Origin of the sequence: Thioalkalivibrio versutus (assembly GCF_001020955.1) — a bacterium.
Taxonomy (GTDB): Bacteria; Pseudomonadota; Gammaproteobacteria; order Ectothiorhodospirales; family Ectothiorhodospiraceae; genus Thioalkalivibrio; species Thioalkalivibrio versutus.
In genome coordinates, this window is the sequence record NZ_CP011367.1 from 269,678 (window position 1) to 295,533 (window position 25,856).

Sequence of the window (25,856 nt, forward strand, 5' to 3'; positions counted from 1 at the left end):
GCGCGTGAACCGTCCATGAACCCGGGTTGTGGGTGGGCTATTCGGGAGCGATTTCGTGACGCAGTTGACGCAGAATGGGATCCGTCTCGGGGTGCACCCCGCGCCAGATGGAGAAGGCCTCGGCCGCCTGTTCCACCAGCATGCCGAGGCCGTCGCTGCCGCGTACACAGCCCACACCGGCGGCCCAGTCCAGGAAACGCTTGGCGCCGGCGCCGTAGACCAGGTCATAGGCCAGGCTGTCCGCGTGGACGAGGTGCGCGGGGAGCGCCAGTGCATCGTCGCCGAGACCGGTGGCGGTGGCGTTGACCACCAGGTCGAACGGGCCCTGCGGCAGGGCGTCCAGGCCGCAGGCGGAGAGCCGGGTGGCCGGGGCGATATCCCGGAAGGCATCCACCAGCCCCTCGGCGCGGGCCACGGTGCGGTTGGCGATGATCAGCGCCTCCGGTGCGCCTTCCAGCAGCGGCTGCAGCAGGCCGCGGGTGGCGCCTCCGGCCCCCAGGATCAGGACCTGGCGATTGCGCACGTCGAAGCCGAGGCGGTCGAGATCGCGACAGAATCCGACGCCGTCGGTGTTGTCGCCGTGGATGCGGTGGTCGCCGTCCCGCCACAGGGTGTTGACTGCCCCGGCATGGCGTGCCCGGTCGCTCAGCACCCGGGCCAGGGCGAAGGCCTCTTCCTTGAATGGAACGGTCACGTTGAGGCCCTTGAGCCCCTCGGCGAACCAGGCGTTGACCTCCTCGGCGAACTGCCCGGGGGTGCCCTGTCGGGCTTCGTACACGAGGTGTTGCCCGGTCTGTTCGGCGAACAGGGTGTGGATGCGCGGGGACAGCGAGTGGTGGACGGGGTTGCCCACCACGGCGTAGCGATCCGGACGCGGCTCGCTCATCGCGCCGCGTCCTCCGCCAGCCATTCGGCCACGGTGCGCGCATAGTAGGTGAGGATGCCGTCGGCCCCGGCGCGCTTCATGCCGGTCAGGGCCTCCAGCACGCAGGCGCGCTCGTCCAGCCAGCCGCGCTCGGCGGCGGCCTTGAGCATCGCGTACTCGCCGGAGACGTGGTAGACGAAGGTCGGGCGCTGGAATTCGTCGCGGATGCGGCGCACCACGTCGAGGTACGGCATGCCCGGTTTGACCATCACCATGTCGGCCCCCTCGGCGAGATCCAGCGCGACCTCGTGCAGGGCCTCGTCGCCGTTGGCCGGGTCCATCTGGTAGGTCTCCTTGCCGCCCTTGCCGAGGTTGCCGGCCGAGCCCACCGCGTCGCGGAACGGGCCGTAGAATGCGGAGGCGTATTTCGCGGAGTAGGCGAGGATGCGCGTGTGCACGTGCCCGCCGTCCTCCAGGGCGCCGCGGATCGCGCCGATGCGCCCGTCCATCATGTCGGAGGGGGCGACCACGTCGGCGCCGGCCGCTGCGTGCGACAGCGCCTGTTTCACCAGGGCCTCGGTGGTGATGTCGTTCACCACGTAGCCGTCGTCGTCGATGATGCCGTCCTGACCGTGGGTGGTGAACGGGTCCAGGGCCACGTCGGTGATCACGCCGAGATCCGGGTGCGCCGCCTTCAGTGCGCGCACCGCGCGCTGGGCGAGGCCCTCGGGGTTCCACGCCTCCTGTGCGTCCAGGCTCTTCTTCTCGCCCGGCACCACCGGAAACAGCGCCAGTGCCGGGATGCCCAGGCGCACGGCGGCGGCCGCCTCTTCCAGCAGCTGGTCGATGGAGACGCGTTCCACGCCGGGCATCGACGGTACCGCCTCGCGCACGCCCTCGCCCTCGGTGACGAACACCGGCAGGATCAGGTCGTCCGCGCGCAGGTGGTGTTCGCGCATCAGGCGGCGGGAGAAGCCGTCGCGGCGCATTCGGCGCGGGCGGCCGGCGGGATAGGGGGCGATCGGTGCGGTCATGCCAGGTCCTTGCGTGTTTGGAGTCAGCCGGCAGTCTCGGCGAGCCAGTCGCGCGGCTTCAGATAGCGTTCGTACAGTTCGGCCTCGGGCGTGCCGGGCGCCGGCTGGTAGTTGTACTCCCAGCGTACCAGCGGCGGCAGCGACATCAGGATCGACTCGGTGCGCCCGCCCGACTGCAGGCCGAACAGGGTACCGCGGTCGTAGACCAGGTTGAACTCGACATAGCGCCCGCGGCGGTAGAGCTGGAACTGGCGCTCGCGCTCGCCAAAGTCGGTGGCGCGGCGGCGCTCGACGATCGGGGCGTAGGCGTCGAGGTAGGCGTTGCCCACGCTCTGCATGTAGCCGAAGGCATGCTCGAAGCCGCCCTCGCTGAAGTCGTCGAAGAACAGCCCGCCCACGCCGCGCGGTTCGTCGCGGTGCTTGAGGTGGAAGTACTCGTCGCACCACTTCTTGTGCGCCGGGTAGAGGTGCTCGCCGAACGGGCGGCAGGCGGCCTCGGCGGTACGGTGCCAGTGGATGCAGTCCTCGTCGAAGCCGTAGTAGGGCGTCAGGTCGAAGCCGCCGCCGAACCACCAGATCGGGTCCTCGCCGGGCTTCTCGGCGATGAAGAAGCGCACGTTGGCGTGCGAGGTCGGAACAAAGGGGTTGTGTGGGTGGATCACCAGGGAGACGCCGGTGGCCTGGAACGAGCGCCCGGCCATCTCCGGTCGGTGGGCGGTGGCCGAGGCCGGGAGGTTGTCGCCCATCACGTGGGAGAAATTCACCCCGGCCTGCTCGAACACCGCGCCCTCGTGCAGCACGCGGGTACGCCCGCCGCCGCCAGCGGGGCGCTCCCAGGCGTCCTCCTCGAAGCGGGCCCGGCCGTCCAGGCCCTCGAGGCCTTGGCAGATGCGGTCCTGCAGGCCCTGCAGGTAGTCGATTACGCGCTCGATGGAGACGTTGTCCTGGCTCATGCTGCGTCCCGGTTGTTCAGTGGTCGGTGTTCGCGTCGGGGTCCGGTCCACCCCGGAGCCAGGCCCCGGTGCGGGCGTCGCGGATCGCGCTGGGGGCGTCGCGCCCGCCACATTCTGCCTGCAGGATCGCATCGATGCCCGCCCCGAGTTGTGAGGTAACGCAATCCCAGGTGCGGCAGGGCTCCGCGCCGGCGCGGTTCGCGCTGGTCGAGACCAGCGCGCTGTCGACGGCGGCGCACAGCGCACGTGTGGCTGGATGGGCGGTTACGCGCACGGCCAGGCTGTCGTGTTCGCCACACAGCAGGGTGGGGCAGTCAGGGGTTACGGGTAGCAGCCAGGTTGTGGGGCCGGGCCAGCTGGCGTCGATCTCGGCCTGGCGGTCGGCGGGCAGCGGGGCCAGCCAGGGGGCAAGGCGGTCGAGCCGGTCGCTGACCACGATCAGCCCCTTGGCTGCCGGTCGACCCTTCAGTGTCAGGATGCGTTCGATGGCCTCCGGCGCGTCCGGGCGGCAGCCAAGGCCGAAGACCGCCTCGGTGGGGTAGGCGATCACCCCGCCGTCGCGCACGTGGTGCGCGACGGGATCGATCTCGGCGGTCAGCAGCGGGGCGTTATTCCGATCCACGATCGCCGGAGGGCTCGGCACTCAGGCGGTTGTCGCCAGCGCCGGCGGACTTCGCAGTAGACGACTTCTTCGCCGGGGTCTTCTTGGCGGTGGTCTTCTTCGCGCCCGTCTTGCTGGCGGTGGCCTTCTTCTTGGTCGCCGGTTTTTTCGCGGATGTCGACTTGGCGGTCGACTTGGCCGACGTCTTGCTGGCGGTCTTGCCCTCGGCCTTGCTAGAGGACTTGGCAGTGGTCTTGCCCGTGGACTTGGTCGCCCCCTTGCGTCCGCGGCCCTTGCGTTCCGGGGCGGCGGCGATCAGTTCCTGGCACTGTTCCAGCGTCAGGGACTTGGGGTCGGTCTCTTTCGGGATCTTGGCGTTCTTGTTGCCGTCGGTCACGTAGGGGCCGTAGCGCCCGTTCAGGACCTGGATGCCTTCCGCGTCGAAGCTTTTGATGAAGCGTTCGGCGTCCTTTTTCTTCTTCTCGGCGACGACCTCCAGCGCGCGTGGCAGCTCGATGGTCCAGACATCGTCGTCCGGGCCCAGCGACGCGTACTTGGAGCCGTACTTCACGTACGGGCCAAAGCGGCCGATGTTGACCATCACCGGTTCGCCCTCGGGGGTCTCGCCGAGATCGCGCGGCAGCTTGAACAGCTCCAGCGCTTCCTCGAGGGTGACCTTGTCCATCTTCTGCCCGGGCAGCAGGCCGGCGAAGCGCGGCTTCTCCTCGTCGTCCTTGGTGCCGATCTGCACGATCGGTCCGAAGCGGCCCAGGCGCACGCTGACCGGGCGCCCGCTTTGCGGGTCGGGGCCCAGCTCGCGCGACTGCACGGCCTCGGCGCGGGTCACGTTCTCTTCTTTTTCCTTCACCCGGTCGCGGAAGTCGCCCCAGAAGGCTTCCAGCACGGGGACCCAGTCTTTCTCGCCGCGCGAGATGGCATCCAGCTCGTCTTCCAGCTTCGCGGTGAAGTCATAGTCCACGTAGCGGTCGAAGTGCTGGGTCAGGAAGCTGTTCACGATCCGGCCGGTGTCGGTCGGGATGAAGCGCTTGCCATCCATCTCCACGTACTCGCGCGACTGCAGGGTGGAGATGATGCTGGCGTAGGTGGAGGGGCGGCCGATACCGTATTCCTCCAGCGTCTTCACCAGGCTGGCCTCGGTGTAGCGCGGCGGCGGCTCGGTGAAGTGCTGGTCGGCGGTGACTTCGTTCAGTTTGACGCTGTCGCCCTCGGCCATTTCCGGCAGGCGCTTGTCCTCGTCGTCGTCCTGCGTGTCGTCGCGGCCCTCCTGGTAGACCGCGATGAAGCCGGGGTCGACCAGGGTGGAGCCGGTAGCGCGGAACTGGTGCCTGGTTTCGCCCGGGACCAGGTCGGCGGCGACGGTGTCGAAGGTTGCGTGGATCATCTGGCAGGCGACGGTGCGCTTCCAGATCAGGTCGTACAGGCGTGCCTGGTCGCTGCTCAGGCGATCGCGTATCTCGTTCGGCACGTGGCGCACGGAGGTCGGGCGGATGGCCTCGTGGGCCTCCTGCGCGTTCTTCGACTTGGTCTTGTACTGGCGCGGGCTGTCGGGGACATTGTTGGCCCCGTAGCGCTCCTCGATCAGACCGCGGATTTCGGCGATCGCCTCGCCGGCCAGGGCCACCGAGTCGGTACGCATGTAGGTGATCAGGCCGATCGCGCCGGAGCCGAGGTCGATCCCTTCGTAGAGCTGCTGGGCGGTGCGCATGGTGCGGCTGGCGGTGAAGCCGAGCTTGCGCGAGGCCTCCTGCTGCAGGGTCGAGGTGGTGAACGGCGCGGCCGGGTTGCGGCGGCGCTGCTTCTTCTCGACCTTGGCGACCCGGAGCTCGCCGCTGGCGGCGTCGGTCAGGCGTTTCTGGGCGTCGTGCGCCAGTTCGGTGCTGTTGAGGTCGAACTGGTCCAGCTTGTTGCCGTCCAGGTGGGTCAGGCGCGCGGTGAACGACTGGCCCTGGCGTTCGGTCAGGGCGTCGAGCGTCCAGTACTCGCGGGCGACGAAGGCCTCGATCTCGTTCTCGCGCTCGGCAATCATGCGCAGGGCCGGGCTCTGCACGCGCCCGGCGGACAGGCCGCGCTTGATCTTGCGCCACAACAGCGGCGAGAGGTTGAAGCCGACCAGGTAGTCCAGCGCGCGGCGCGCCTGCTGGGCGTCGATCAGCGGCTGGGCCAGGTCGCGCGGGTGCTCGATCGCTTCCTGGATCGCCTTCTTGGTGATCTCGTGGAACACCACCCGGTGCACGTCGCGGTTTTCCAACAGGCCGCGTTCGCGCAGGACCTCGTGGAGGTGCCAGGAGATCGCCTCGCCTTCACGGTCGGGGTCAGTCGCGAGGATCAGGTCGTCGGACTTCTTCAGCGCCTTGGCGATCGCCTCGATCTGTTTCTCGCTGCGCTCGATGATGTCGTACTTCATCCGGAAGCCGTCTTCCGGATCCACCGCGCCCTCCTTGGGTACGAGATCGCGTACGTGGCCATACGAGGCGAGGACCTGGTAGTCGGGACCCAGGTACTTCTCGATGGTCTTGCCCTTGGCGGGGGACTCTACAATGACGAGGTGCTTGCTCATGTGGCTCGGGACCGTCTCCGTGGCAGCGGGTTCCGTGTCGGGGCGGTGGCGGTTGCAGGCATGCAACCGGGTTCACGGGCGCTAAAGACTAGATGAGGAAAACGCCCGTGGCTACCGCGTAACCATCGAAAGACGGCGAAGTCAGTGCAGATAATCCACGGCACTGGGGCCCGAGTCGTCGCGCATGACCTCTTCCAGGCGGGAATAGGCGATCGCGTCGTCGGGCTGGTTGAACAGCACCATCAACACCACCCAGCGCAGCTGGTCGAGGTCGATCTCCTCGGCATCCAGCTCCATGACGCGATCCAGCACCAGCTCGCGGGTGCCGGCCGTCAGCAGGCCGTTCTGCTCCAGGTGCAGCAGGAAGCCGTGAGACTCGGTGTCCAGGCGCTTGCGCTCCTCGGGGGCGTAGATCCGCTGGGCGGCACCGTCCCCGCCGCGGCCTGCCAACGGGGCTTCGCTCATCAGGCGGTCCAGCCAGCCGAGGGCGCGATCAATCTCGCGCCGGGCGAAACCGGCCTCCACCAGGTGGCGCTCCAGTTCCGAGCGGTCCGGCTCCTGGTCGGATTCCTCGTCGATGGTGTGCTCAAAGAGATACATGAGCACATCCAGCACGTTCTCGTTCATGATTCGGGGGATCCTGCGTCGAGGCGCTGGTAACGCCCGTGGTCGAGAGCGGCCACGCGGCCATGAAGTTCAAGCAAAACCAGCATGGATGAAAGCTGTTCGATGGTCAATTTGGTGCGTTCGCGCAGGGTTTCCAGCGGGACCGGGTCGAAACCCATCGCGTTCAGCACGCGTTCCTGCTCCGGGTCCAGCGGTTCGCCGGCGGGTTCGGCCGGGGCTGTAGGGGCGTTGGGCGCCACGCCCAGCCAATCCGCGAGGTCGTCAAGGATCTCGTCGGCCGACTCCACCAGCTGGGCGCCGTCGCGGATCAGTTGGTGGCAGCCGCGGCTGGCGGGGCTGAGCACCGAGCCGGGGACCGCATAGACCTGGCGCCCCTGCTCGGCGGCCAGCCGCGCGGTGATCAGCGACCCGCTCTTCAAGGCCGCTTCGACAACCAGGGTGGCCAGCGAAAGCCCGCTGATCACCCGGTTGCGCTGCGGGAAGTTCCGCGCCAGTGGGCGGGTATCGGTAGGCCAGAGCGAGACCACCAGGCCGTGATCCGCGATGCGGTGGGCCAGTCGCCGGTGCTGGGCAGGGTAGATGCGGTCGGGCCCGGTGGCGACCACCGCGATGGTGCGCCCGCCGGGCGCGGCAAGGGCGCCTTCGTGGGCCGCGCCGTCGATGCCGCGCGCGAGGCCGCTGGTGACCGTGAGCCCGGCCGTGGCCAGCTCGCGCGCGAATTCGCTGGCCAGGCGCTCGCCCTGCGGGGTCGCCTCGCGGCTGCCGACGATCCCCACTTGCGGGGCGCGCAGAAGTTCCGGGTTGCCGTTCAGGTACAGCACCGGCGGTGGGTCGGGGAGCTCGGCCAGCAGGGGCGGATAGGCGGGGTCGTCGAGGCACAGGAGGTGATGCCGGGGATCGGCATCGAGCCAGGCCCGGTCGGCTTCGGCCCCGTTGTCGCGGGCCTGGCGCGCGGCATCGTCCAGCTTGAGGTCGATGCCCGCACGCTGCCATTCGGCGGCGGGGGCGTCGAGGGCGTGGCCCGGAGTGCCGAAGGCCTCGACCAGTTGCAGCAGGCGCCGCGGGCCGAGGCCAGGGGTGTTGATCAGGCGTAGCCAGTCCTGGTGCGGAGCGGCTGCCGTGCCGGCATCACGCATGAAGCCGGGCCGCAAGTCCGGTCAGGGGGCGCGAACCTTGTCACCCTCGCGCAGGGTGCGTTCCGCCTCGGTTACCAGCACGTAGGAGACCTTCTCGAAGGTCTGGAAGACCATCACGGTGCCGACTTCTTCTTCCGGCAGGGTGACGACGTCGTTGGCGCGATCACTGATCGGGTCGCGGACCTCGCGTCCGGCGGTGAAGGCCGCAAAGACCTGACCGTTCTCGATGCCGTCGCGCTCGCCGCGGTTGATGATCGCGGCCTGGAGCTGGCCGATCTGGCTGATGGCGTCGAACAGCGAGATGATCGTGCCCTCGGCGCCGGCCGGCGCGCGGCTAATGTCGAACAGCCGATCCTGCTCTTCGGCGTACGGTACCAGGCGGTCGCCACGGATCGCCTCGCGTTCGCCCTTGCGGATATCGGCGCGGGCGACGTTGCCCGGCTCGATGATCTCCGCCTCGCCCACCGGCAGGGTCGCGACGCCCAGCTCCTCGCCGGTATCCGGGTCGATCAGCATGCCGTCGTGGCGCACGATGTGGTAGAGCTCGTACTGTTCGGTGTCTTCGGCGTTGCGCACGTAGACGCGGTCACCGGGGCCGAAGATCACGCGCTCGTCCTGCGAGGCGAGGACATAGGGCGCGTTCTCCAGGGTCTCTTCATCCAGCACCTGCGGCCGGAACATGAACGACTGCAGGGTGGAGATGGGGGAGATGTCCTCGTCGCGCTCCACCACCCGGGCCTCGGGTGACAGGCGATGGGTCGGGCGCACGCGCGGGCCGCCGTCGACCATGATGCGCGGCTGGCCATCCACGTAATGAATGCTCAGCACGTCACCCGGGTAGATCAGGTGGGGGTTCTCGATCTCGGGGTTGACCAGCCAGATCTCCGGCCAGTACCACGGGTCCTGCAGGAACATCGCGGAGATATCCCAGAGCGTGTCGCCCTTCTTGACGACGTAGCGTTCCGGCGCGGATTCGCGGATCTCCGGCTCGGCCTCGGCGGAGCTGCGTTGTTCCAGTGCGTTGCGCGACTCGCGGGCGGCAGCTTGCGTTTCGCTGGTGCCGGATGCGGCCGTTTCGGCGCTGCCATTCTCTGGCGTGGCCGCGCAGGCGCTCAGCAACAGCGTTACACTGAAGAGAATGCCCGGCAGAACGAAGGTCGTGGTGGCCCTGGTCTTGTACATTTTGGTGTCCCCTGTCAGGTCCGCGCGCTCCCCGAGCCTTCCTGTGGCCCGGCCCCATTCGGATGACGCAACTCCGCGGATATTGCGGTCCAACGTTAGCAGAATTGCGACGTCTGTACAGTACAAAGTTTGAGGTTTTTTCATGGCCAAGCGTGAAATCCTGCACTTCCCCGATCCCCGGCTGCGCCTGAAGGCCGAGCCGGTCGCCGAGGTGGATGACGAGATTCGTACCCTGGTGGACGACATGTTCGAGACCATGTACGAGGCCCCGGGCATTGGCCTGGCGGCCACCCAGATCAACGTGCAAAAGCGTGTGCTGGTGGCGGATATCTCCGATGATCAGAGCGCGCCGCATGCCCTGATCAACCCCGAGATCCTGGAAACCTCCGGCGAGGAGGAGATGGACGAGGGTTGCCTGTCCGTGCCCGGTTTCTACGAAAAGGTGCAGCGTGCCGACCGCATCCGCGTGCGCGCCCTGGGGCGCGATGGCCAGCCCTTCGAGCTGGACATCGACGGGCTGCTCGCGGTGTGCATCCAGCACGAGATCGACCACCTCGACGGCAAGCTGTTCGTCGATTACCTGTCCAGCCTGAAGCGCGGCCGCATTCGCAAGAAGCTGGAGAAGCAGGGCGTCCGCACCGGGGCGGGTGACAAGGCCGCGGTCCCCGCGGTCTGATGGGGGTGGCGGACACGGACGTCGACTCCCTGCGCATCGTCTATGCCGGGACGCCCGATTTTGCAGTCCCGGCGCTGCAGGCCCTGATCGAGAGCGGGCATGCGCCGGTCGCGGTCTACACCCAGCCGGACCGCCCGGCGGGGCGCGGACGCAAGTTGCGCCCCGGCCCGGTCAAGCAGGTCGCCGAGGCCGCGGGGCTGCCGGTGGTGCAGCCGGAGAGCCTCAAATCCCCTGAGGCCCAGGCGGCGCTCGCGGCCTGGCGCCCAGATATCCTGATCGTGGCGGCCTACGGGCTGATCCTGCCGCGCGCGGTGCTCGCGATCCCGCTGTTGGGCGGTCTCAATATCCATGCCTCGTTGCTGCCGCGCTGGCGCGGCGCGGCGCCGATTCATCGTGCCATCCTCGCGGGGGACTCCGAGACCGGGGTCTGCCTGATGCAGATGGCCCCGGGGCTGGATACCGGCCCGGTGCATGCCTGCCGGGGTGTGACGATTACACCGGAGACCACCACTGGAAGCCTGCACGACGTTCTCGCCCGTGAAGGCGCCGAACTGCTGGTCGAGCAGCTCCCGGCGATTGCCGCTGGCGAGTCCGCCCCCTTGCCGCAGGATGATGCGCAGGCCACCTATGCCCGCAAGCTGGAGAAACAGGAGGCCTGGATGGACTGGTCGCAACCGGCCGTCGCCCTGGATCGCCAGGTACGTGCCTTCAACCCCTGGCCGGTGGCCCAGACCGGCTGGCAGGGGCAGGTGGTGCGGGTGTTTAACGCGACCCCTCTTGCCGAACCGGCCGATGCGGCGCCGGGGACGATTCGAAATACTGGGGTGGACGGCGTTGACGTGGCCACGGGCGACGGCATCCTGCGGCTGCAAACGGTGCAGCTGCCGGGGCGCCGCCCGGTCGCGGCGGCCGACTGGGCTCGTAATGCCGACCTGGTTGGCCAGACCCTGACGGGGGCGGTCTGATGGCAGGCAAGCAAAGGCGTGTGGTGCCCTCGCGGGTGGATTCGCGTTCGCCGCGTCAGCGTGCGCTGGAGGCGGTCGAACGCGTGGTGCTGCAGGGGCAGTCGCTGACCCGGGCGGTGGAGCTGGTGACCGAGGGGCTCGCGCCGCGCGATGCCGCCTGGGTGCAGGCCCTGGCCTACACCACCCTGCGCTGGTATCCGCAGCTGGAGGGGCTGGTCGGCGGGTTTCTCGAGCGGCCGCTGCGCAAGAAGGATGCCGTGATCGGCGTGCTGTTGGCGCAGGGCCTGGCCGAGGTGCTGCATTTCGGTACGCGGGATCATGCGGCGGTGCGCGAGACGGCCGAGCTGGCGCGCGAGATCCATCGACCCGGCGCGGTGGGGCTGATCAACGCGGTGCTGCGCCGTGCCCTGCGCGAGCAGGATGCGCTGGCCGCCCGGATCGAGGCGGAGCCGGGCCTGCGCTATGCGGTTCCGGCGTGGCTGCTGGAGGCGATTCGCGACGCCTGGCCCGAGGACTGGGAGGCGTTGCTGGAGGCCTCGACGCTGCCGGCGCCGCTGACCCTGCGGGTGAACCTGCAGCGCGGCAGCCGCGAGGCGGCGCTGGAGGCGCTGGCCGCTGCGGGGACGCCGGCGCGGCCGCACCCGGTGCTCGCCAGCGCGCTGACCCTGGAGAATCCGGTCGACGTCGGGGCGCTGCCGGGGTTTGCCGACGGGGCGCTGTCGGTCCAGGACGCCTCGGCGCAATGGGCCGGGCAACTGCTGGATCCGCAGCCGGGGGAGCGGGTGCTGGATGCCTGTGCGGCCCCGGGCGGCAAGACCGGGCACCTTCTGGAGCGCGCCGGTGGCCAACTGGACCTCACCGCGCTGGACAACGACCCGGAACGCCTGGAGCAGGTGCGCGAGAATCTCGACCGGCTGGGCTTCGACGCCCGACTGGTCGCCGCCGACCTGGAGGCCGCCGACGACTGGTGGGACGGCCAGGCCTTCGACGCGATCCTGCTGGACGTGCCTTGTTCTGCCACGGGCGTGATCCGGCGTCATCCGGATATCAAGACCCTGCGTCGAGCCGAGGACATCCCGCGCCTGGCGGCGGAGCAGGCCCGCCTGCTGGCCGGCGCCTGGCAGCTGCTGCGCCCGGGCGGGCGGCTGCTGTATGCCACCTGCTCGTTGCTGTCGCCGGAAAACGAGGCCGTGGTGGCCCCGTTCGTGGCCGCGACCGCGGGTGCGCGGGTACTTCCCGTGAACGGCGATGCGGGGATCCCCGGAGGCCGGCCGCGCGAGGTCGGCGTGTCGCTGCCGCTGGGGCTCGAGGGCGGTGATGGCTTCTACTATGCGCTCCTGGAGAAGCAGGCCCCCTGATGCCGAGCGGCGCCTCCCCGTGGCGCGGGCCCTTCGTGGCGCTGTGCTTCCTGTTTGCTCTGCTGGCGCTGCCTGTGCCGGCCGCGGCGGTGGAGATCCGCGGCGCCAATCACCTGTGGCTGGACGACACCACCGTGCTGGTGCGTCTCGATATCGACATGCGTCTGCCCGCCGTGCTGGAAGATGCCCTGGCCAACGGCGTGACCCTGGAGTTCGAGGCGGAAACCCGTCTGGAGCGCGGTCGCCGGGTGGGGCGCGACACCCTGGCGAGCGAGACCCGCCGGGTCCAGCTGCAATATTTTGCGCTGAACCGGCATTACCTGGTAACCGCGGTGACCGACGAGCGCATGGATCTGAAACCGACCCTGGGGGATGCCTTGGACCAGGTCGCCCGGCGGCTGGGCCGGCTGCGCCTGGACGGCATTCCCGCTTCGGCGCGCCCGAATCCCGGGGAGTTCGACCTGGCGGCACGCCTGATGCTGGTGTACTCGGCGCTGCCTCTGCCCCTGCAGCTGGATGCCGGGTTGCGCGGTGATCTGACGACACGACAGGAGTGGCGGCGATGGTCGCTGGACTGAGGGGCTTCCCGTGGGGGCTGTTCGGCATCGGGCTCCTGTTCGTGCTGCTGCTGACCTCGCTGGTGGTGATGGGCGATGCCGCCCAGAACCAGGCGCGCTTCGAGCAGCTGTTTCTGTGGCTGCTGGTGTTCCACGTCGCCGTGCTGGTGGCGCTGGGCGGGCTGATCATCTATCAGGTCGCGCGCATGGCGATCCAGTATCGCCGCGGGGTCCCCGGCAGCCGGCTGACCCTGCGCCTGGTTGCGGTGTTCATGCTGGTGGCGGTCCTGCCGGTGTCCGTTGTCTATTACTTCTCCTTCAAGTTCCTGAACGAGGGCGTGGATTCCTGGTTCGACGTGCGCGTGGAGTCGGCGCTGGAGGATGCGCTGGAGCTGTCGCGCTCGTCGCTGGATCTGCGGGTGCGCCAGCTGGCGAACGAGACCCAGGAGCTGATGAGCGATCTCGAGGGGGTCTCGGAGGGGCTGGTGCCGCTGGCCCTGAACGACTATCGCCGCCAGGTCGGGGCGCAGGAGCTGACCCTGGTCGGCTCCAACAACCGCATTATCGCCTCCAGCACCGACAGCCCAATCCGTCGTCTGCCGACCCCGCCCGGGTCCGACATTCTGATGCGGGTACGCCCGGAACAGCCGTATTCGCGGCTGGAGCCGCAGCCCGACGGCTCGCTGATCATCCGCGTGGTGGCCACCACCAGCAGCCGCCGCCCGGGCTCGGAGAACCGTATCCTGCAGGGCATTTACCCCGTGGACCCGCGCATGAGCGCGTTGTCGCTACGGGTGCAGGACGCCTTCGCCGACTATCGCGAATTCGCCTACCTGCGCGGGCCGATGATCCAGGGCTTTGTGTTCACCCTGTCACTGGCGCTGGCGATCTCGCTGATGGCCGCGCTCTGGGCCGGGCTGCTGGTGGCGCGGCGCATGGTGCGCCCGATCTCCGACCTGGTGCAGGGCACACGCATGGTCGCCCAGGGCGACTACAGCACCCGCCTGGCGGTGCAGCGCGCCGACGAGCTGGGTTTCCTGGTGCAGTCGTTCAATACCATGACGCGCACCCTGAACGAGGCGCGCGACGAGGCGGAACGCAACCGCCGCCTGCTGGACGCCGAGCGCGCCTATCTGGAGAGCGTGCTGCAACACTTGCGCTCCGGCGTGCTGGCGCTGGATGGCAGCCTGCGCCTGCGTACCGCGAACGCCGCGGCCAGCGAGATCCTGGAGTGCGACCTGCAGCGGGCGCGCACCCGGGTGATGTCGGAGGTGGGCGCCGAGTGCCCGCTGGTGGCGCAGTTTTTCGAGGCGATCAGCGATGCCCTGGTGCGCCAGGAAGAAGAATGGTCGCGCCAGGTGGTGGTGTTTACCCGTAGCGGGCGCAAGGTGCTGATGACCCGTGCCGTGTGGTTGCCGACCTCGGGGTCCAGCCGCGGTCTGCACGCGATCGTGTTCGACGACATGACCGAGTTCCTGAAGGCCCAGCGTGACGCCGCCTGGGGCGAGGTGGCGCGGCGTCTGGCGCACGAGATCAAGAACCCGCTGACCCCGATCCAGCTGTCCGCCGAGCGCCTGTCGCGGCGTCTGGGCAAGGTGCTGGAGGGGGCGGATCGCGAGGTGCTGGATCGCGCCACCGGTACCATCGTGCAGCAGGTGGAGGCGATGAAGACCCTGGTCAACGCCTTCCGCGACTATGCCCAGGCCCCGCAGCTGGAGCGCGCGTCGGTGGATCTGAACCAGCTGATCCGGGACGTCTGCGAGTTGTACCTGGACCAGGACGGGCGCTCGCGGGTCGATGTCACGCTGGATGCGTCCCTGCCGCGAATCCATGGCGACGCCGGGCGTCTGCGCCAGTTGCTGCACAACCTGATCAAGAACGCCCTGGAGGCGGGCGAGGGCCACGAGGACATGGAGGTGCATGTCGCCACGGCGTATCTCGACGACTCGGCCGGGCCGCATATCGAATTGCGTGTGATCGACACCGGCCCGGGCATCAAGCCGGAGTTCCTCGAGCGCATCTTCGAGCCCTACACCACCGACAAGCCGCGTGGAACCGGTCTCGGTCTGGCCGTCGCGCAGAAGATCGTGGAGGAGCATGGCGGCATGATTGAGTGCCATAATGCAGAGTCCGGGCCGGGCGGGGCGGTCTTCCGCATCCGCATCCCGGTGGAGCATGGTCCGGTGGTTCACGAGGAGCCCGAATGAGCGAAGCCTACATACTCGTGGTCGACGACGAGCCGGACATCCGCATGCTGCTGCAGGATGTGCTGGAGGACGAGGGCTATCAGGTAGCACTCGCCGGCTCCGTGGCCGAGGCCAAGGCACAGCGTCGCAGTCGCCGCCCGGACCTGATCCTGCTGGATGTCTGGATGCCGGACGGTGACGGGATCTCCCTGCTCAAGGAGTGGGGCGATGACGAGGGGCTGCCCTGCCCGGTGGTGATGATCTCCGGTCACGGCAACGTCGAGACCGCTGTGGATGCCACGCGCCTGGGCGCCTACGACTTCATCGAGAAGCCGTTGTCCATCGAGAAGCTGCTGATCACCCTGAACAATGCCCTGGAGGCCGCACGCCTGCAGCGCGAGAACGTGGGCCTGAAGCGCCACGCCGGTACGGTGGCCGACCCGGTGGGCGACAGCGCCACCATGGTGAACCTGCGCGACCAGGTGCAGCGCATGGCGCAGCACGATACCTGGGTGCTGATCACCGGCGAGCCAGGCGTTGGCAAGCAGACCTTCGCGCGGCTGCTGCATGCGCGCAGCGCGCGCCGCGAGAGCCCGTTCATCGTGGTCTCGGTGGGGTCGCTCTCGGGCGAGGAGGCGATCGCCGAGCTGTTCGGCAGCGAGCAGGGAGAACATGTGCGCTATGGCCTGCTGGAGCAGGCGGCGGGTGGCGTGCTGTTCCTGGACGAGGTCGCGGAGATGGATCTGCAGACCCAGGGGCGGTTGCTGCATGCGCTGGATACCCAGCGCATCACCCGCATCGGCGGCAACCAGCCCATCAGCGTGAACGTGCGCGTGATCGCAGGGAGCCAGTACGACCTGGCCGAGGCGGTCAAGCAGGGCCACTTCCGCGAGGACCTGTACTACCGGTTGAATGTCCTGCCACTGACCATCCCGCCCCTGCGCGAGCACCCCGAAGACATCCCGGAACTGCTGGAGTGTCATATGCGCCACCTGCACCAGCAGGAGGGGCTGCCGCCGCGCGCCTTCCAGCGTCCGGCCCTGGAACGGCTGCAGCAGTACCACTGGCCGGGCAACGTGCGCGAACTGCGCAACCTGGTGCAGCGGCTGATGATTTTGGGCTCGGGCGACGAGATCACCCGCGACGAGGTGGAGCGGACCCTCAGCGGGCAGCCGCAGCGCGCCGAGGAGGGCGGCGAGGGGACGGTCGCCATCCCCGATCTGCCGCTGCGCGAGGCGCGCGAACAGTTCGAGCGCGAATACCTGCAGCAACAGCTGGAGCGCTCCGAGGGCAACATGACGCGCCTGGCGGAACGGGTGGGGCTGGAGCGCACGCACCTGTACCGCAAGTTCAAGGCGCTGGGGATCGACCCCAAGCGCGTGAAATCCGATAGCTGAACCCGCTTCGGGACGGGAGACGCATGAAGCACATCATCATCCTCGGGGCCGGGCAGGTCGGGCAGTCGCTGGCGGAGGCGCTGAGCGCCGACGGGATCGACATTACGGTGGTCGATTACCGCGCCGAGATGCTGGCGGAGCTGGAGGATCGTTTCGACATCAAGACCGTGCACGGCTTTGCCGCGCACCCCTCGGTGCTGGAGGCAGCCGGTGCGCAGGACGCGTCCATGCTGATCGCGGTCACCAACTCGGACGAGACCAACATGGTTGCCTGCCAGGTGGCCTCCACGCTGTTCAATATTGAGACCAAGATCGCCCGGGTGCGGGCCCGCGACTATCACGAGACCCCGGCGCTGTTCGCCCAGGACGCGATGCCGGTGGACATGCTGATCTCGCCCGAGGCCATCGTGACCAGCCACATCCAGCGCCTGATCGAGCACCCCGGTTCGCTCCAGGTGCTGGAATTCGCCGAGGGCCGAGTTTCGCTGGTGGGGGTGCGCGCCTACTATGGGGGCCCGCTGGTCGGGCACGAGCTGAAGAATCTGCAAAACGACATGCCGGGCATCCAGACCCGGGTGGCCGCGATCTTCCGCAAGGATCGCTCGATCCAGCCGGATGGTTCCACGGTGATCGAGGCCGATGACGAGGTGTTCTTCGTCGCGGCGAAGAAGAACATCCGCGCGGTGACCTCGGAGCTGCGCAAGCTGGAAAAGCCCTACAAGCGAATCATGGTGGCCGGTGGCGGCAACATCGGCGAGCGCCTGGCCGAGACGCTCAGCAAGCGCTACCGGGTCAAGGTGATCGAACGCGATTCCGAACGTGCCGATCATCTGGCGCGGACGCTACCCAGCAATGTCCTGGTGCTGCACGGGGACAGCTCGGATGACCGCTTCCTCGAATCCATCAACGTCGAGCACAGCGACGTGTTCTGCGCGGTCACCAACGACGACCAGGCGAACATCTTCGCCGGGATGCTGGCCAAGCGCTGGGGCGTGCGCAAGGTGATGTCGCTGATCAATCGGCCGAGCTACGTGGACCTGCTGCAAAGCGGGACCATCGATGTCGCGATCTCGCCACAGCAGGCGACCATCGGTGCGCTGCTGGCGCGGGTGCGCGAGGGCGGAACCGCCACCGTGCATGCCCTGCGCCGCGGTGCGGCCGAGGCGATCGAGACCGTGGTCAACGGCGATGCCCGGACGTCGCAGGTGGTCAGCCGCCGGATCGACGAGATCGACTTTCCCGAGGGCACTCGCGTCGGAGCGGTGGTGCGGGGCGAGGAGGTCATCATCCCCCATCGCGACACGGTCATCGAGGCCGGAGACCACGTGATTCTATTCGTGACCGATCGGCGCAAGGTGAAGCAGGTGCAGCGCCTGTTCCAGCCCACGGCGCTGTTCTTTTAGGGAAACACTGATCAATGTACACACTCGCGTTGGTATCCCAGGTTCCCCGAGACAAGGCGCGGTGCGCAGCCGGTAGTGGTTCTACCGGCAAGGGCCGCAACGCAGGATCGGGGAACCTGGGTTACCAACCCCGCGGGGCTCGGCCGCTTTTGCGCGCGCACGGCGTTGCGGTTCCCTTGTGCAGAATGACTGCACGGCAGTCACCGCGCCTTGTTCGCACGCAAAAGCGACTCGAGCGCGAGTGCGTACATTCATCAGTGTTTCCCTAGGCGGAGCGCGCGGATGCTCCATCTCGCCTCCACGGCCCGGCTGCTGGGTGTCCTGCTGACGCTGTTCAGTCTGGCGATGCTGCCGCCGGCGGCCATCGGCTTTCTGTACGGGGAGTCCACCGCGTACGTGTTCCTGCAGGCCTTCGCCCTCCTGTTGCTGATGGGCGGGCTGCTGTGGGCGCCGTTGTACCGCATGCGCCAGGAGCTGCAGGCGCGCGACGGCTTCATCCTGGTGGTGCTGTTCTGGCTGGGGCTGGGGATCGCCGGGGCGACACCGCTGTACCTCGACCCGAGCCTGCAGGTGTCCTTCACCGATGCCGCCTTCGAGTCGATGTCCGGCCTGACCACGACCGGCGCCACGGTGCTGACCGGGCTGGATGATCTGCCGCGGGCGCTGCTGTGGTATCGCCAGCAGCTGCAATGGATGGGCGGCATGGGGATCATCGTGCTCGCGGTGGCCATCCTGCCGCTGCTGGGCGTGGGCGGCATGCAGCTGTTCAAGGCCGAGACTCCGGGGCCGATCCGCGACAACAAGCTGACGCCGCGTATCGCCGAGACCGCGCGCAACCTCTGGTACATCTACCTGGGCCTGACCGTGGCCTGCGCGCTGGCCTACTGGGCCGCCGGCATGGATGCCTTCGATGCGATCGCGCACTCCTTCACCACCGTGGCGATTGGTGGCTTTTCGACCTATGACGCCAGCATCGGTCATTTCGACTCCGTGGCGATCGAGATGGTCGCCATCGCGTTCATGGTTCTGGGCGGGATGAACTTTGCTCTCCACTTTCTGGTGCTGCACCGCGCGACCTGGAAGCCTTACCGGCGGGACGAGGAGTTACGCGCCTACCTCCTGGTGCTCGGCTCGGCGATCGTCCTGGTGGTCGGTTTCATGCTCTGGAGCGGGTTTACCGATCAGTTCGGGGATGCATTGCGCCGCGGGGTCTTCCATGTCGTGTCCATTGCGACCACGACGGGCTATGCCACAGACAGCTTCTACCTGTGGCCCGGTTTCCTGCCTGTGTTGTTGATCCTCCTTTCGTTCATCGGTGGCTGTACCGGTTCCACCGGTGGTGGCATGAAGGTGGTGCGCGTGCTGTTGCTGGTGAAGCAGGGGCTGCGCGAGATCAAGCGTCTGATCCACCCGCACGCGCGGATCGCCGTGAAGGTCAACGGGAAGGAGGCCCCGGATCGCGTCGTGCAGGCGGTGTGGGGCTTCCTGGCGGCCTACGTGATGGTGTTCGTAGTGATGATGCTGGGGCTGATGGCATCCGGTCTGGATCAGGTGACCGCGTTCTCGGCAGTGGCCGCTTCGCTGAACAACCTGGGCCCCGGTCTGGGCGAGGTCGGGCCCAACTTCCAGTCGATCAACGATTTCAGCAAGTGGGTCCTGGTGGTTGCGATGCTGATGGGGCGCCTGGAAATCTTTACCGTGCTGGTGCTTCTGTCGCCCGCCTTCTGGCGGCGTTAGCCTGACTGTACGTATCGGCACGCGCCGAGGGAGGTACCCCATGAGCGACATGATCGAACGCTTCCAGAATATGCTCGACGGCGGTCAGGATTCCGCCATGCTGCGTTTCTCGCTGGGCAATGCCCTGGCGACCGATGGCCAGCTGGAGGCCGCAGTGCCCCATCTGCAGCGGGCGCTGGATCTGGACGGCGGTTATTCCGCGGCCTGGAAGCTGCTGGCGAAGACGCTGGTGGAGCTGGAGCGCCCCGAGTCGGCCCTGTCCACCTGCGAGCACGGTATCCGCGTGGCCACCGAGAAGGGTGATCTGCAGGCCGCGAAGGAGATGGAGGTCTACGCCAAGCGCGCCCGCAAGCAGCAGGCCGCCACGGACGGGCCCGCCGACGGTGCCGGGGGCGCATGAGCGCTGTCGACGACGAAACCGGGCGGCGCGAGGACGCTGGTGCCTACCAGGCCCCGCTGACCGCCGCGCACTTCGCCCCGCGTTACTGGGGCAGCTGGCTGTTGCTGGGCCTGGCCTGGGTGCTGCAGGAGTTGCCGCGCCCGGCCGTGCGCGGTCTCGCCGGCGGGCTGGGCCGGCTGATTCGCCGGCTGGCCGGGCGCAGTCGGGCGGTGGTCGAGCGCAACCTGGAGCTGTGCTTCCCGGCGATGACCGCTGCGGAGCGCGCCCAGCGCCTGGAGGCCTATTACCGCTACCAGGCGCAGACGGCGCTGGACTACGGGCTGCTGTGGTTCGGCAAGCCCGGCCAGCACGCCGCCCGCATTCGCATCGAGGGTCTGGAGCACTACGAGCGCCTGTGCTCCGGCGGGACGCCAGTGATCATCCTGGCGCCGCATTCCCTGGGGCTGGATTACGGCGGCGTGCGCATGAGTCAGATGTTCGACGGCGTGTCCTTCGCCAAGCCGATGAAGAACCCGGTGCTGGAGTGGATCAACCACCGCAGCCGCACGCGCTATTCCGGCGATATCTTCGCCCGCGACCAGGGCCTGCGCCCGGCCATTCGCCAGCTCAAGCGCGGTCGCTTCTTCTATTACCTGCCGGACGAGGACCTGGGCGCCGAGGGCGCGGTATTCGTGGATTTCTTCGGTGTGCAGAAGGCCACGCTGACCGCGCTGGCGCGCCTGGCGCGCATGTCGAAGGCGGCGGTCCTGCCCAGCTTCGCCTGGTATGACGCGGCGGCGGACCAGTACGTGATGCGCCTGTGGCCGCCCCTGGAGGACTATCCCTCGGGGGATGATGCCGTCGATGCGCGGCAGATGAACGCCGCCATCGAGCGTGGCATCGAGCAGGCCCCGGCGCAGTACCTGTGGTCCATGCGCCTGTTCCGCACCCGGCCCGAGGGCGAGCCGCGCCTGTACCCCGCGCGCGAGCGCTGATCCCGCCCGCATGCCCGAGGGCGACACGATCCACAAGCTGGCCGCCGCGTTGCGGCCGGTACTGGAGGGCGCAACGCTGACTGCGGTAGCGACCCGCACCCGGCGCGGCGATCCGTTGCTCGAGCATGGCGCGATGACCGCCGGGACCGTGCAGGCCCGGGGCAAGCACTTGTTGCTGGATCTTGCAGCTGCGGATGGCCGGCCGTGGCAGTTGCGCACCCACCTGGGCATGTACGGGACCTGGCACCAGTACGCCCCGGGTGTCGCCTGGCACAAGCCGGCCTCGAGTGCCTGGGCCATCCTCAGCCTCCCGGAGCGGGTACTGGTCTGCTTTCATCCTCGCGAACTGCAGTGGCGCCCGCGCACGGCGGGGGCGGCGGATGTTCCGCGTCTGGATGCCCGTGTCGGCCCTGATCTGCTGGACCCGGCGATCGACCTGGATGCCGTGGTCATGCGGGTGCGGACCGTCGCGGACCCGGCGCGCCCGATCCTGGATGTGCTGCTGGATCAGTCGCTGGCGGCAGGCATCGGAAACATCTACAAGTCAGAGGTACTGTTCCTGCAAGGCTGTCACCCGCTGTGGCCTCTCGGGCAGGTGTCGCAGCGAGTGCTGGCGGGGCTGTACCGCGATGCCGAGCGGTTGCTGCGGCGCAACCTGAAGCCGGGTCCGCGCATCACCCGCGAGCGCGCGGAGGAGGGGGCGTTCCTGAACGTCTATGGCCGCCGTGGCGAGCCCTGCCGGCAGTGCGGTGCACCGGTCGAATATGCCCTGCTGGGCGAACACGGCCGCTCGACGTACTGGTGCCCTGTTTGCCAGCCGAGGGAACCCTCCGCCTGAACGCAGGTACCAATGGACATCGGACCGAACAAGGAGCGAGCCATGAGCAAGCGCAAGCATATCCTGGGACGTGTAACGGTGGTTCCCATGACCGTGGGCCTTCTGGTGGCATGCACCGGGTCCTCCGGGGTCTCGGCCGAGGGCCTGGAGGGCGGGCAGCAGGATCTGCAGGTCAGCGTGCTGCACGAGGAACTGAATCACCCCTGGGCCATCGCCTTCCTGCCCGAAGGCGGTGCACTGATCAGCGAGCGCCCGGGCACCCTGCGCTGGTTCGAGGACGCCGAGTCCTTCGACGGGCGGGGCGCGCTGGTCCCGGGGTTGCCGGACGACCTGCAGGCGCGCAACCAGGGCGGGTTGCTGGATCTTGCGCTGCACCCCAGTTTCTCCGACAACCGCTGGCTGTACTTCACCTACTCGGCGAGCGTGGAGGGCGGACTGACGACCCGCCTGGCGCGTGGGCGCTTCCAGGATGGCGAGCTGCAGGACGTGGAGACCCTGTTCACCGCCGAGCCGGGTGTCAGCGGCGGCCGCCACTTCGGCAGCCGCATCGTGTTTGACCAGGCCGGGTACGTGTACATCAGCGTGGGTGACCGCGGCGATCGCGATCATGCGCAGGACACCTCCACCCATATCGGCAGCATCATCCGGCTGCATGACGATGGTTCGGTGCCGGATGACAACCCGCTGGTGGATAAACCCGACGCCCGCCCGGAGATCTGGGCCTGGGGTGTGCGCAACCCGCAGGGCATGGTAATGGACCCCGAGACCGGCACCTTCTGGCAGAACGAGCATGGCCCGCGCGGGGGTGACGAGGTCAACATCATCGAACCTGGCCTGAATTACGGCTGGCCGGTCATTACCCACGGCGAGGAATACCGTGGCGGCCAGGTGGGCGAGGGTCTGACCGAGAAGGAGGGGATGGAGTCACCGCTGCATCACTGGACGCCTTCCATTGCCCCGTCCGGCATGGCGATCCTGCGCGATCCGGCCTTTGCCGACTGGGATGGTGACCTGCTGGTCGGCGGACTGGCGCACCAGACGCTGCGCCGCCTGACCTTCGACGGGCGCGACCTGGTCAATGAGTCCGAGGTGCTGCCGGATCTGGATCGCCGTGTGCGCGACGTGCGCGTGCACGAAGGCGCAATCTACGTACTTACCGACCACAACCCGGGGGAGCTGATCCGGCTCACCCCGGCTGACTGATGGAGTCGCCGATGTTCGCATTTCCCGAGCCGCGCATGCCTGCGCCCGAGCAGGCCTTGCCCGGGCGCGAGGAGCCGATGCCGGTGCCCGGGCGCCACATGGTGCTGGGAACCCCGTTGGCACCGCCGTACCCCGAGGGCATGCAGGTGATCCAGTTCGGCATGGGCTGCTTCTGGGGCGCTGAGCGCCTGTTCTGGCAGCTGGACGGGGTGTACTCCACCAGCGTCGGTTACGGTGGGGGCTATACCCCGAATCCAACCTATCGCGAGGTATGCAGCGGCCAGACCGGGCACACCGAGCTGGTGCGTGTGGTATTCGATCCGCGGCGAGTCGACCTGGATGCGCTGTTCCGCACCTTCTGGGAAGGCCACGACCCGACCCAGGGCATGCGCCAGGGCAACGACGTCGGTACCCAGTACCGCTCCGCGATCTACACCACCGATGCGGACCAGCTGGCGGCCGCCGAGACCAGCCGCCAACGCTTCCAGGCCGCGGTGGACAAGGCACGGGGCGGAACGATCAGCACCGAGATCGTCGAAGGGCCGGCGTTCTATTTCGCCGAAGAGGATCACCAGCAATACCTGGCCAAGGTCCCCCACGGCTACTGCGGCCTCGGCGGCCTCTCCGTGCCGTACCCGGCCTGAGCGCCTGCCCTTCTTCGTGTCTTCTTGGTTAATCGGGTTTTAGCCGGTATTGGCGGCGGCCTGAACGAGGGCGTGGAACAGACGCTGGTGGCGGCGCTTCTGGGGCAGGTATTCCGGGTGCCACTGCACGCCGATGCACCAGCCGCGGTCGGCTTCGATCGCCTGTACCACGCCGCTGCTCTCGCGGCCGGCGACCCTTAGCCCGCGACCCAGGCTATCCACCGCCTGATTGTGCAGGGCGTTCACGTGCAGCGTGGCGTCGCCCAGGATGTCCGCCAGGTGGCTGCGCGGCTCCAGTTGCACCGGCTTGACCGGCAACAGGCTGCGGGCCTGTGGTGTTTCCACGTAGAACTCGGCCAGATCGCGCTGCAGCGTGCCGCCGCGCACCACGTTGACCAGCTGCATGCCGCGGCAGATGCCGAGGATCGGCCGATGATCGTCCAGCGCGCGGTGGATCAGGGCCTTCTCCAGGCGGTCGCGGTCGACGTCCAGTACGCCGCCGTGCGACTGGAACAGCCGGCGCAGCAGCCACAGGGCCGGGTAGAAGAGGTAGCCGATCAGGCGCTGCGAGAGGCGGCGCTCCGCCTGGCGGATGGCGGCCGCATCCGGCCCATCGGGCAGGGTCTCGCCGTAGAGCTCGGGGTCGACATCCGCCCCGCCGCCCACGATCAGTCCGTCGAACGGGCAACGGCCGCGCGGCTTTCCCGGGCGCAACCGCAAAGGGCGGCCTCCCGCGCGCCACACCGCCAGGGCGGTGAACAGCCAGGCCGGACCCCCGCCCTGGTCCGGCCCGGTGATCGCGATCACCGGGCGACGGGCTTGGGGCGTGACCCGGCTGGTTGCATGGGGAGCCGAGTCAGAACCAGTCACGGAGGCGCTGGCTCCAGTCGTCGGCCCAGCGGCCGAGGGCCTGGCCGGGGCGGTCCAGGTATTCCCGCGACAGGCGCTCCAGGCGTTCCGGATCCGCCGCCAGACGTTCCACCTCGACCCAGCCATTGAACGGTCGCGCCAGGCTCCAGTCCGGGTCGTCGATCTCGCAGTTCGGCAGGCGGTAATGGAAGGCCGGGCGCGGTTTGATCAAGTCGTGTTCCACCGGTGCGGCGTTGACCCGTTCCGGGTCCAGGTGGGCAAACAAGGGCAACAGGTCCAGTGGTCGGTTGCGGGTCGGGCTGTGCGCCAGGTAGGCATCGATCAGGCCGGCTTGGTCGGGTTGGAAGTCCGGGTCCAGCATGTGGCGTACAAAGGGCCCGGGAAATGCCCGAATGTAGGGCGACAGTCGCCGTGCCAGGTCGATTGCGCCGGCCGCGGTGAGGGCCTCGGCCATCAGCAGGAAGCTGCGCAGGATCGCCAGCAGCCACTCGGCATCGGTGCGGTGGATCTCGATATTGATCTGCAACCCGAAGGCGTACAGAAACGAGCGTTCGGTGCCCTGGGCGCCGGCCTCTTGCAGGGCCGCGCGTACCCGGTCCAGGCGGGGCAGGTCGGCCACCGGGATCGGCGGGGCCACGATTTCATGCGGCACCAGGCGGCCGGCGGCGTCGGCCAGCCAGCGATCCAGCGCCGCCTTGTCGGAGTCGTCCAGCGAGATGCCCAGGCGCGCGAGATGCTCGCGGTAGGCCCGGTCCTTCAGCACCCGGGCGTCCAGTTCCAGCTGGAAGTCGCCGACGTCGGTATCGCGCACGCGGGCGACGAACGCACTGTCCGGTTCGATCTGCCCTCCGAATTCGGCCTTTACTGCTTCGGCCATAATCTCCAGCGAGACCCCGGCCATCTCGATCTCTACCCCGATGCGGCGCGGTTCGCCCTCGGGGGTGTCGGGCCACGGGAGGTCGTGGAAGGGCTCGCTCATGCGTGTCTCGAAGCCGTGCAAGGAGAGCTCCATGATAACGGCTCGGTGTACCTCGTGCGGCCCGGGCAGTAGGATAGGCGCCGACCTACAGGAGCCCGCCGAGCCCATGGATCGAATCTATCTGCGCGACCTCGAAATCGATGCCGTTGTCGGTGTCTACGACTGGGAACAGCGGATCCAGCGCCGCCTGCGATTCGACATCGAACTGGCGGCGGATACCCGCATCGCCGCCTATTCCGGCGAGATCGGCGATACCGTCGATTACGAGGCGGTGGCCAACGCGGTGCGGGCCATCGTCACGCGCGAGCCGCACGCGCTGCTGGAATCCCTGGCCGAAGAGATCGCCGAAACCCTGATGGCCCAGTTCGGCACCCCCTGGGTGCGCATCAAGCTGGGCAAGCCCGGAGCCGTCCCCGGTGTGCGCGAGGTCGGCATCGAGATCGAACGCGGCACCCTCGCGACGTCCGACTAGCCCCTCTTCTCCTACGGGCCCTTCCGGCCCGCTTTCCTGCCTTTTGATCCGTGTCTGGCCCGTGCGGGGACCGGACCGTGTTCACACTTTTCGTTGATCGCACGCTTTTGGTGCGTGTGCACTTTTAGTGCGCACCATCCAGAGGCAAAACCTCGTGGTTCGGCCGCAACACGTGTTGTGAAAAGCCGATTTTGCTCCCTTTTGGTACTTGGCACAGCCCG

General features: G+C 68.2%; 24 protein-coding genes. 14 read left to right on the forward strand and 10 right to left on the reverse strand.

Features of this window, described 5'->3' with window-relative positions; all coding sequences use genetic code 11:
- Positions 1 to 37: 37 nt before the first annotated feature.
- The 8 genes from aroE to TVD_RS01275 all read right to left on the reverse strand — a co-directional run bounded on the left by aroE (position 38) and on the right by TVD_RS01275 (position 8,976).
- The gene (gene aroE / locus TVD_RS01240; protein ID WP_047250595.1) at positions 38 to 886 is read right to left on the reverse strand and encodes a shikimate dehydrogenase; all 849 of its coding nucleotides are present in this window, start codon (positions 884 to 886) and stop codon (positions 38 to 40) included.
- Positions 883 to 1,899 carry a porphobilinogen synthase gene (hemB, locus tag TVD_RS01245; protein ID WP_047250596.1) on the reverse strand — a complete coding sequence of 339 codons (1,017 nt, stop codon included), beginning with the start codon at positions 1,897 to 1,899 and terminating at the stop codon, positions 883 to 885. The genes aroE and hemB overlap by 4 nt, the downstream gene beginning before the upstream one ends.
- Positions 1,900 to 1,922: 23 nt before the next feature.
- Entirely contained in the window at positions 1,923 to 2,852 is a 930-nt protein-coding gene (hemF, locus tag TVD_RS01250) for an oxygen-dependent coproporphyrinogen oxidase (protein ID WP_019563325.1), read from the reverse strand.
- 16 nt (positions 2,853 to 2,868) lie between these two features.
- Positions 2,869 to 3,474 carry an L-threonylcarbamoyladenylate synthase type 1 TsaC gene (tsaC, locus tag TVD_RS01255; protein ID WP_047250597.1) on the reverse strand — a complete coding sequence of 202 codons (606 nt, stop codon included), beginning with the start codon at positions 3,472 to 3,474 and terminating at the stop codon, positions 2,869 to 2,871.
- The gene (locus TVD_RS01260; protein WP_047250598.1) at positions 3,461 to 6,031 is read right to left on the reverse strand and encodes a DNA topoisomerase I; all 2,571 of its coding nucleotides are present in this window, start codon (positions 6,029 to 6,031) and stop codon (positions 3,461 to 3,463) included. The genes tsaC and TVD_RS01260 overlap by 14 nt, the downstream gene beginning before the upstream one ends.
- A gap of 141 nt (positions 6,032 to 6,172) precedes the next feature.
- A complete protein-coding gene (locus tag TVD_RS01265) occupies positions 6,173 to 6,658 on the reverse strand; it encodes a Smg family protein (protein WP_018938919.1) in 486 nt (161 codons plus the stop codon).
- Positions 6,655 to 7,794 carry a DNA-processing protein DprA gene (dprA, locus tag TVD_RS01270; RefSeq protein WP_047250599.1) on the reverse strand — a complete coding sequence of 380 codons (1,140 nt, stop codon included), beginning with the start codon at positions 7,792 to 7,794 and terminating at the stop codon, positions 6,655 to 6,657. The genes TVD_RS01265 and dprA overlap by 4 nt, the downstream gene beginning before the upstream one ends.
- A gap of 21 nt (positions 7,795 to 7,815) precedes the next feature.
- A complete protein-coding gene (locus TVD_RS01275; protein ID WP_047250600.1) occupies positions 7,816 to 8,976 on the reverse strand; it encodes a LysM peptidoglycan-binding domain-containing protein in 1,161 nt (386 codons plus the stop codon).
- Positions 8,977 to 9,118: 142 nt separating this feature from the next.
- On the opposite strand from TVD_RS01275, the gene def reads away from it, so the two are divergent.
- From def to msrA, 13 genes are all read left to right on the forward strand, one after another.
- The gene (def, locus tag TVD_RS01280; RefSeq protein WP_019568137.1) at positions 9,119 to 9,652 is read left to right on the forward strand and encodes a peptide deformylase; all 534 of its coding nucleotides are present in this window, start codon (positions 9,119 to 9,121) and stop codon (positions 9,650 to 9,652) included.
- Positions 9,652 to 10,617, forward strand: coding sequence for a methionyl-tRNA formyltransferase (gene fmt / locus TVD_RS01285; RefSeq protein WP_047250601.1), 966 nt, complete (start codon positions 9,652 to 9,654; stop codon positions 10,615 to 10,617). Before def ends, fmt begins: the two co-directional genes overlap by 1 nt.
- On the forward strand, positions 10,617 to 11,975 hold the full coding sequence (gene rsmB, locus TVD_RS01290) for a 16S rRNA (cytosine(967)-C(5))-methyltransferase RsmB (RefSeq protein ID WP_047250602.1): 1,359 nt from the start codon (positions 10,617 to 10,619) through the stop codon (positions 11,973 to 11,975). The genes fmt and rsmB overlap by 1 nt, the downstream gene beginning before the upstream one ends.
- Positions 11,975 to 12,553: a DUF4390 domain-containing protein gene (locus TVD_RS01295; RefSeq protein ID WP_047250603.1), complete on the forward strand. Its 579-nt coding sequence runs from the start codon at positions 11,975 to 11,977 to the stop codon at positions 12,551 to 12,553. The genes rsmB and TVD_RS01295 overlap by 1 nt, the downstream gene beginning before the upstream one ends.
- Positions 12,538 to 14,739 (forward strand): ATP-binding protein, encoded by a 2,202-nt coding sequence (locus tag TVD_RS01300; RefSeq protein ID WP_018144644.1) that lies wholly within the window; start codon positions 12,538 to 12,540, stop codon positions 14,737 to 14,739. The genes TVD_RS01295 and TVD_RS01300 overlap by 16 nt, the downstream gene beginning before the upstream one ends.
- Positions 14,736 to 16,115, forward strand: coding sequence for a sigma-54-dependent transcriptional regulator (locus tag TVD_RS01305; RefSeq protein ID WP_047250604.1), 1,380 nt, complete (start codon positions 14,736 to 14,738; stop codon positions 16,113 to 16,115). The genes TVD_RS01300 and TVD_RS01305 overlap by 4 nt, the downstream gene beginning before the upstream one ends.
- A gap of 23 nt (positions 16,116 to 16,138) precedes the next feature.
- Positions 16,139 to 17,518 carry a Trk system potassium transporter TrkA gene (gene trkA / locus TVD_RS01310; protein WP_018144642.1) on the forward strand — a complete coding sequence of 460 codons (1,380 nt, stop codon included), beginning with the start codon at positions 16,139 to 16,141 and terminating at the stop codon, positions 17,516 to 17,518.
- A 282-nt stretch (positions 17,519 to 17,800) separates the two neighbouring features.
- Positions 17,801 to 19,255, forward strand: a complete 1,455-nt coding sequence (locus TVD_RS01315; protein WP_018168356.1) for a TrkH family potassium uptake protein — start codon at positions 17,801 to 17,803, stop codon at positions 19,253 to 19,255.
- A 40-nt stretch (positions 19,256 to 19,295) separates the two neighbouring features.
- The gene (locus tag TVD_RS01320; RefSeq protein ID WP_047250605.1) at positions 19,296 to 19,655 is read left to right on the forward strand and encodes a tetratricopeptide repeat protein; all 360 of its coding nucleotides are present in this window, start codon (positions 19,296 to 19,298) and stop codon (positions 19,653 to 19,655) included.
- Positions 19,652 to 20,629, forward strand: a complete 978-nt coding sequence (locus TVD_RS01325; protein WP_047250606.1) for an LpxL/LpxP family acyltransferase — start codon at positions 19,652 to 19,654, stop codon at positions 20,627 to 20,629. The genes TVD_RS01320 and TVD_RS01325 overlap by 4 nt, the downstream gene beginning before the upstream one ends.
- A gap of 10 nt (positions 20,630 to 20,639) precedes the next feature.
- Positions 20,640 to 21,467 carry a DNA-formamidopyrimidine glycosylase family protein gene (locus tag TVD_RS01330; RefSeq protein ID WP_047250607.1) on the forward strand — a complete coding sequence of 276 codons (828 nt, stop codon included), beginning with the start codon at positions 20,640 to 20,642 and terminating at the stop codon, positions 21,465 to 21,467.
- A gap of 42 nt (positions 21,468 to 21,509) precedes the next feature.
- Positions 21,510 to 22,670: a PQQ-dependent sugar dehydrogenase gene (locus tag TVD_RS01335; protein WP_047250608.1), complete on the forward strand. Its 1,161-nt coding sequence runs from the start codon at positions 21,510 to 21,512 to the stop codon at positions 22,668 to 22,670.
- A gap of 11 nt (positions 22,671 to 22,681) precedes the next feature.
- On the forward strand, positions 22,682 to 23,314 hold the full coding sequence (msrA, locus tag TVD_RS01340) for a peptide-methionine (S)-S-oxide reductase MsrA (protein WP_047250609.1): 633 nt from the start codon (positions 22,682 to 22,684) through the stop codon (positions 23,312 to 23,314).
- A 39-nt stretch (positions 23,315 to 23,353) separates the two neighbouring features.
- Here msrA and TVD_RS01345 read toward each other — a convergent pair whose 3' ends face one another.
- Both TVD_RS01345 and TVD_RS01350 read right to left on the reverse strand, forming a co-directional pair.
- On the reverse strand, positions 23,354 to 24,121 hold the full coding sequence (locus tag TVD_RS01345; protein WP_205622092.1) for a gamma-glutamyl-gamma-aminobutyrate hydrolase family protein: 768 nt from the start codon (positions 24,119 to 24,121) through the stop codon (positions 23,354 to 23,356).
- A 49-nt stretch (positions 24,122 to 24,170) separates the two neighbouring features.
- Positions 24,171 to 25,196 (reverse strand): amidoligase family protein, encoded by a 1,026-nt coding sequence (locus TVD_RS01350; protein WP_018650569.1) that lies wholly within the window; start codon positions 25,194 to 25,196, stop codon positions 24,171 to 24,173.
- A gap of 73 nt (positions 25,197 to 25,269) precedes the next feature.
- Here TVD_RS01350 and folB point away from each other — a divergent pair, with 73 nt between their 5' ends.
- The gene (folB, locus tag TVD_RS01355) at positions 25,270 to 25,635 is read left to right on the forward strand and encodes a dihydroneopterin aldolase (protein ID WP_019627534.1); all 366 of its coding nucleotides are present in this window, start codon (positions 25,270 to 25,272) and stop codon (positions 25,633 to 25,635) included.
- Positions 25,636 to 25,856: the final 221 nt, after the last annotated feature.

Coding starts and splice junctions, on each gene's coding strand:
- aroE (WP_047250595.1), bottom strand. CDS start 886: ATGAGCGAGCCGCGTCCGGATCGCTACGCCGTGGTGGGCAACCCCGTC.
- hemB (WP_047250596.1), bottom strand. CDS start 1,899: ATGACCGCACCGATCGCCCCCTATCCCGCCGGCCGCCCGCGCCGAATG.
- hemF (WP_019563325.1), bottom strand. CDS start 2,852: ATGAGCCAGGACAACGTCTCCATCGAGCGCGTAATCGACTACCTGCAG.
- TVD_RS01260 (WP_047250598.1), bottom strand. CDS start 6,031: ATGAGCAAGCACCTCGTCATTGTAGAGTCCCCCGCCAAGGGCAAGACC.
- TVD_RS01265 (WP_018938919.1), bottom strand. CDS start 6,658: ATGAACGAGAACGTGCTGGATGTGCTCATGTATCTCTTTGAGCACACC.
- dprA (WP_047250599.1), bottom strand. CDS start 7,794: ATGCGTGATGCCGGCACGGCAGCCGCTCCGCACCAGGACTGGCTACGC.
- TVD_RS01275 (WP_047250600.1), bottom strand. CDS start 8,976: ATGTACAAGACCAGGGCCACCACGACCTTCGTTCTGCCGGGCATTCTC.
- def (WP_019568137.1), top strand. CDS start 9,119: ATGGCCAAGCGTGAAATCCTGCACTTCCCCGATCCCCGGCTGCGCCTG.
- fmt (WP_047250601.1), top strand. CDS start 9,652: ATGGGGGTGGCGGACACGGACGTCGACTCCCTGCGCATCGTCTATGCC.
- rsmB (WP_047250602.1), top strand. CDS start 10,617: ATGGCAGGCAAGCAAAGGCGTGTGGTGCCCTCGCGGGTGGATTCGCGT.
- TVD_RS01295 (WP_047250603.1), top strand. CDS start 11,975: ATGCCGAGCGGCGCCTCCCCGTGGCGCGGGCCCTTCGTGGCGCTGTGC.
- TVD_RS01300 (WP_018144644.1), top strand. CDS start 12,538: ATGGTCGCTGGACTGAGGGGCTTCCCGTGGGGGCTGTTCGGCATCGGG.
- TVD_RS01305 (WP_047250604.1), top strand. CDS start 14,736: ATGAGCGAAGCCTACATACTCGTGGTCGACGACGAGCCGGACATCCGC.
- trkA (WP_018144642.1), top strand. CDS start 16,139: ATGAAGCACATCATCATCCTCGGGGCCGGGCAGGTCGGGCAGTCGCTG.
- TVD_RS01315 (WP_018168356.1), top strand. CDS start 17,801: ATGCTCCATCTCGCCTCCACGGCCCGGCTGCTGGGTGTCCTGCTGACG.
- TVD_RS01320 (WP_047250605.1), top strand. CDS start 19,296: ATGAGCGACATGATCGAACGCTTCCAGAATATGCTCGACGGCGGTCAG.
- TVD_RS01325 (WP_047250606.1), top strand. CDS start 19,652: ATGAGCGCTGTCGACGACGAAACCGGGCGGCGCGAGGACGCTGGTGCC.
- TVD_RS01330 (WP_047250607.1), top strand. CDS start 20,640: ATGCCCGAGGGCGACACGATCCACAAGCTGGCCGCCGCGTTGCGGCCG.
- TVD_RS01335 (WP_047250608.1), top strand. CDS start 21,510: ATGAGCAAGCGCAAGCATATCCTGGGACGTGTAACGGTGGTTCCCATG.
- msrA (WP_047250609.1), top strand. CDS start 22,682: ATGTTCGCATTTCCCGAGCCGCGCATGCCTGCGCCCGAGCAGGCCTTG.
- TVD_RS01350 (WP_018650569.1), bottom strand. CDS start 25,196: ATGGAGCTCTCCTTGCACGGCTTCGAGACACGCATGAGCGAGCCCTTC.
- folB (WP_019627534.1), top strand. CDS start 25,270: ATGGATCGAATCTATCTGCGCGACCTCGAAATCGATGCCGTTGTCGGT.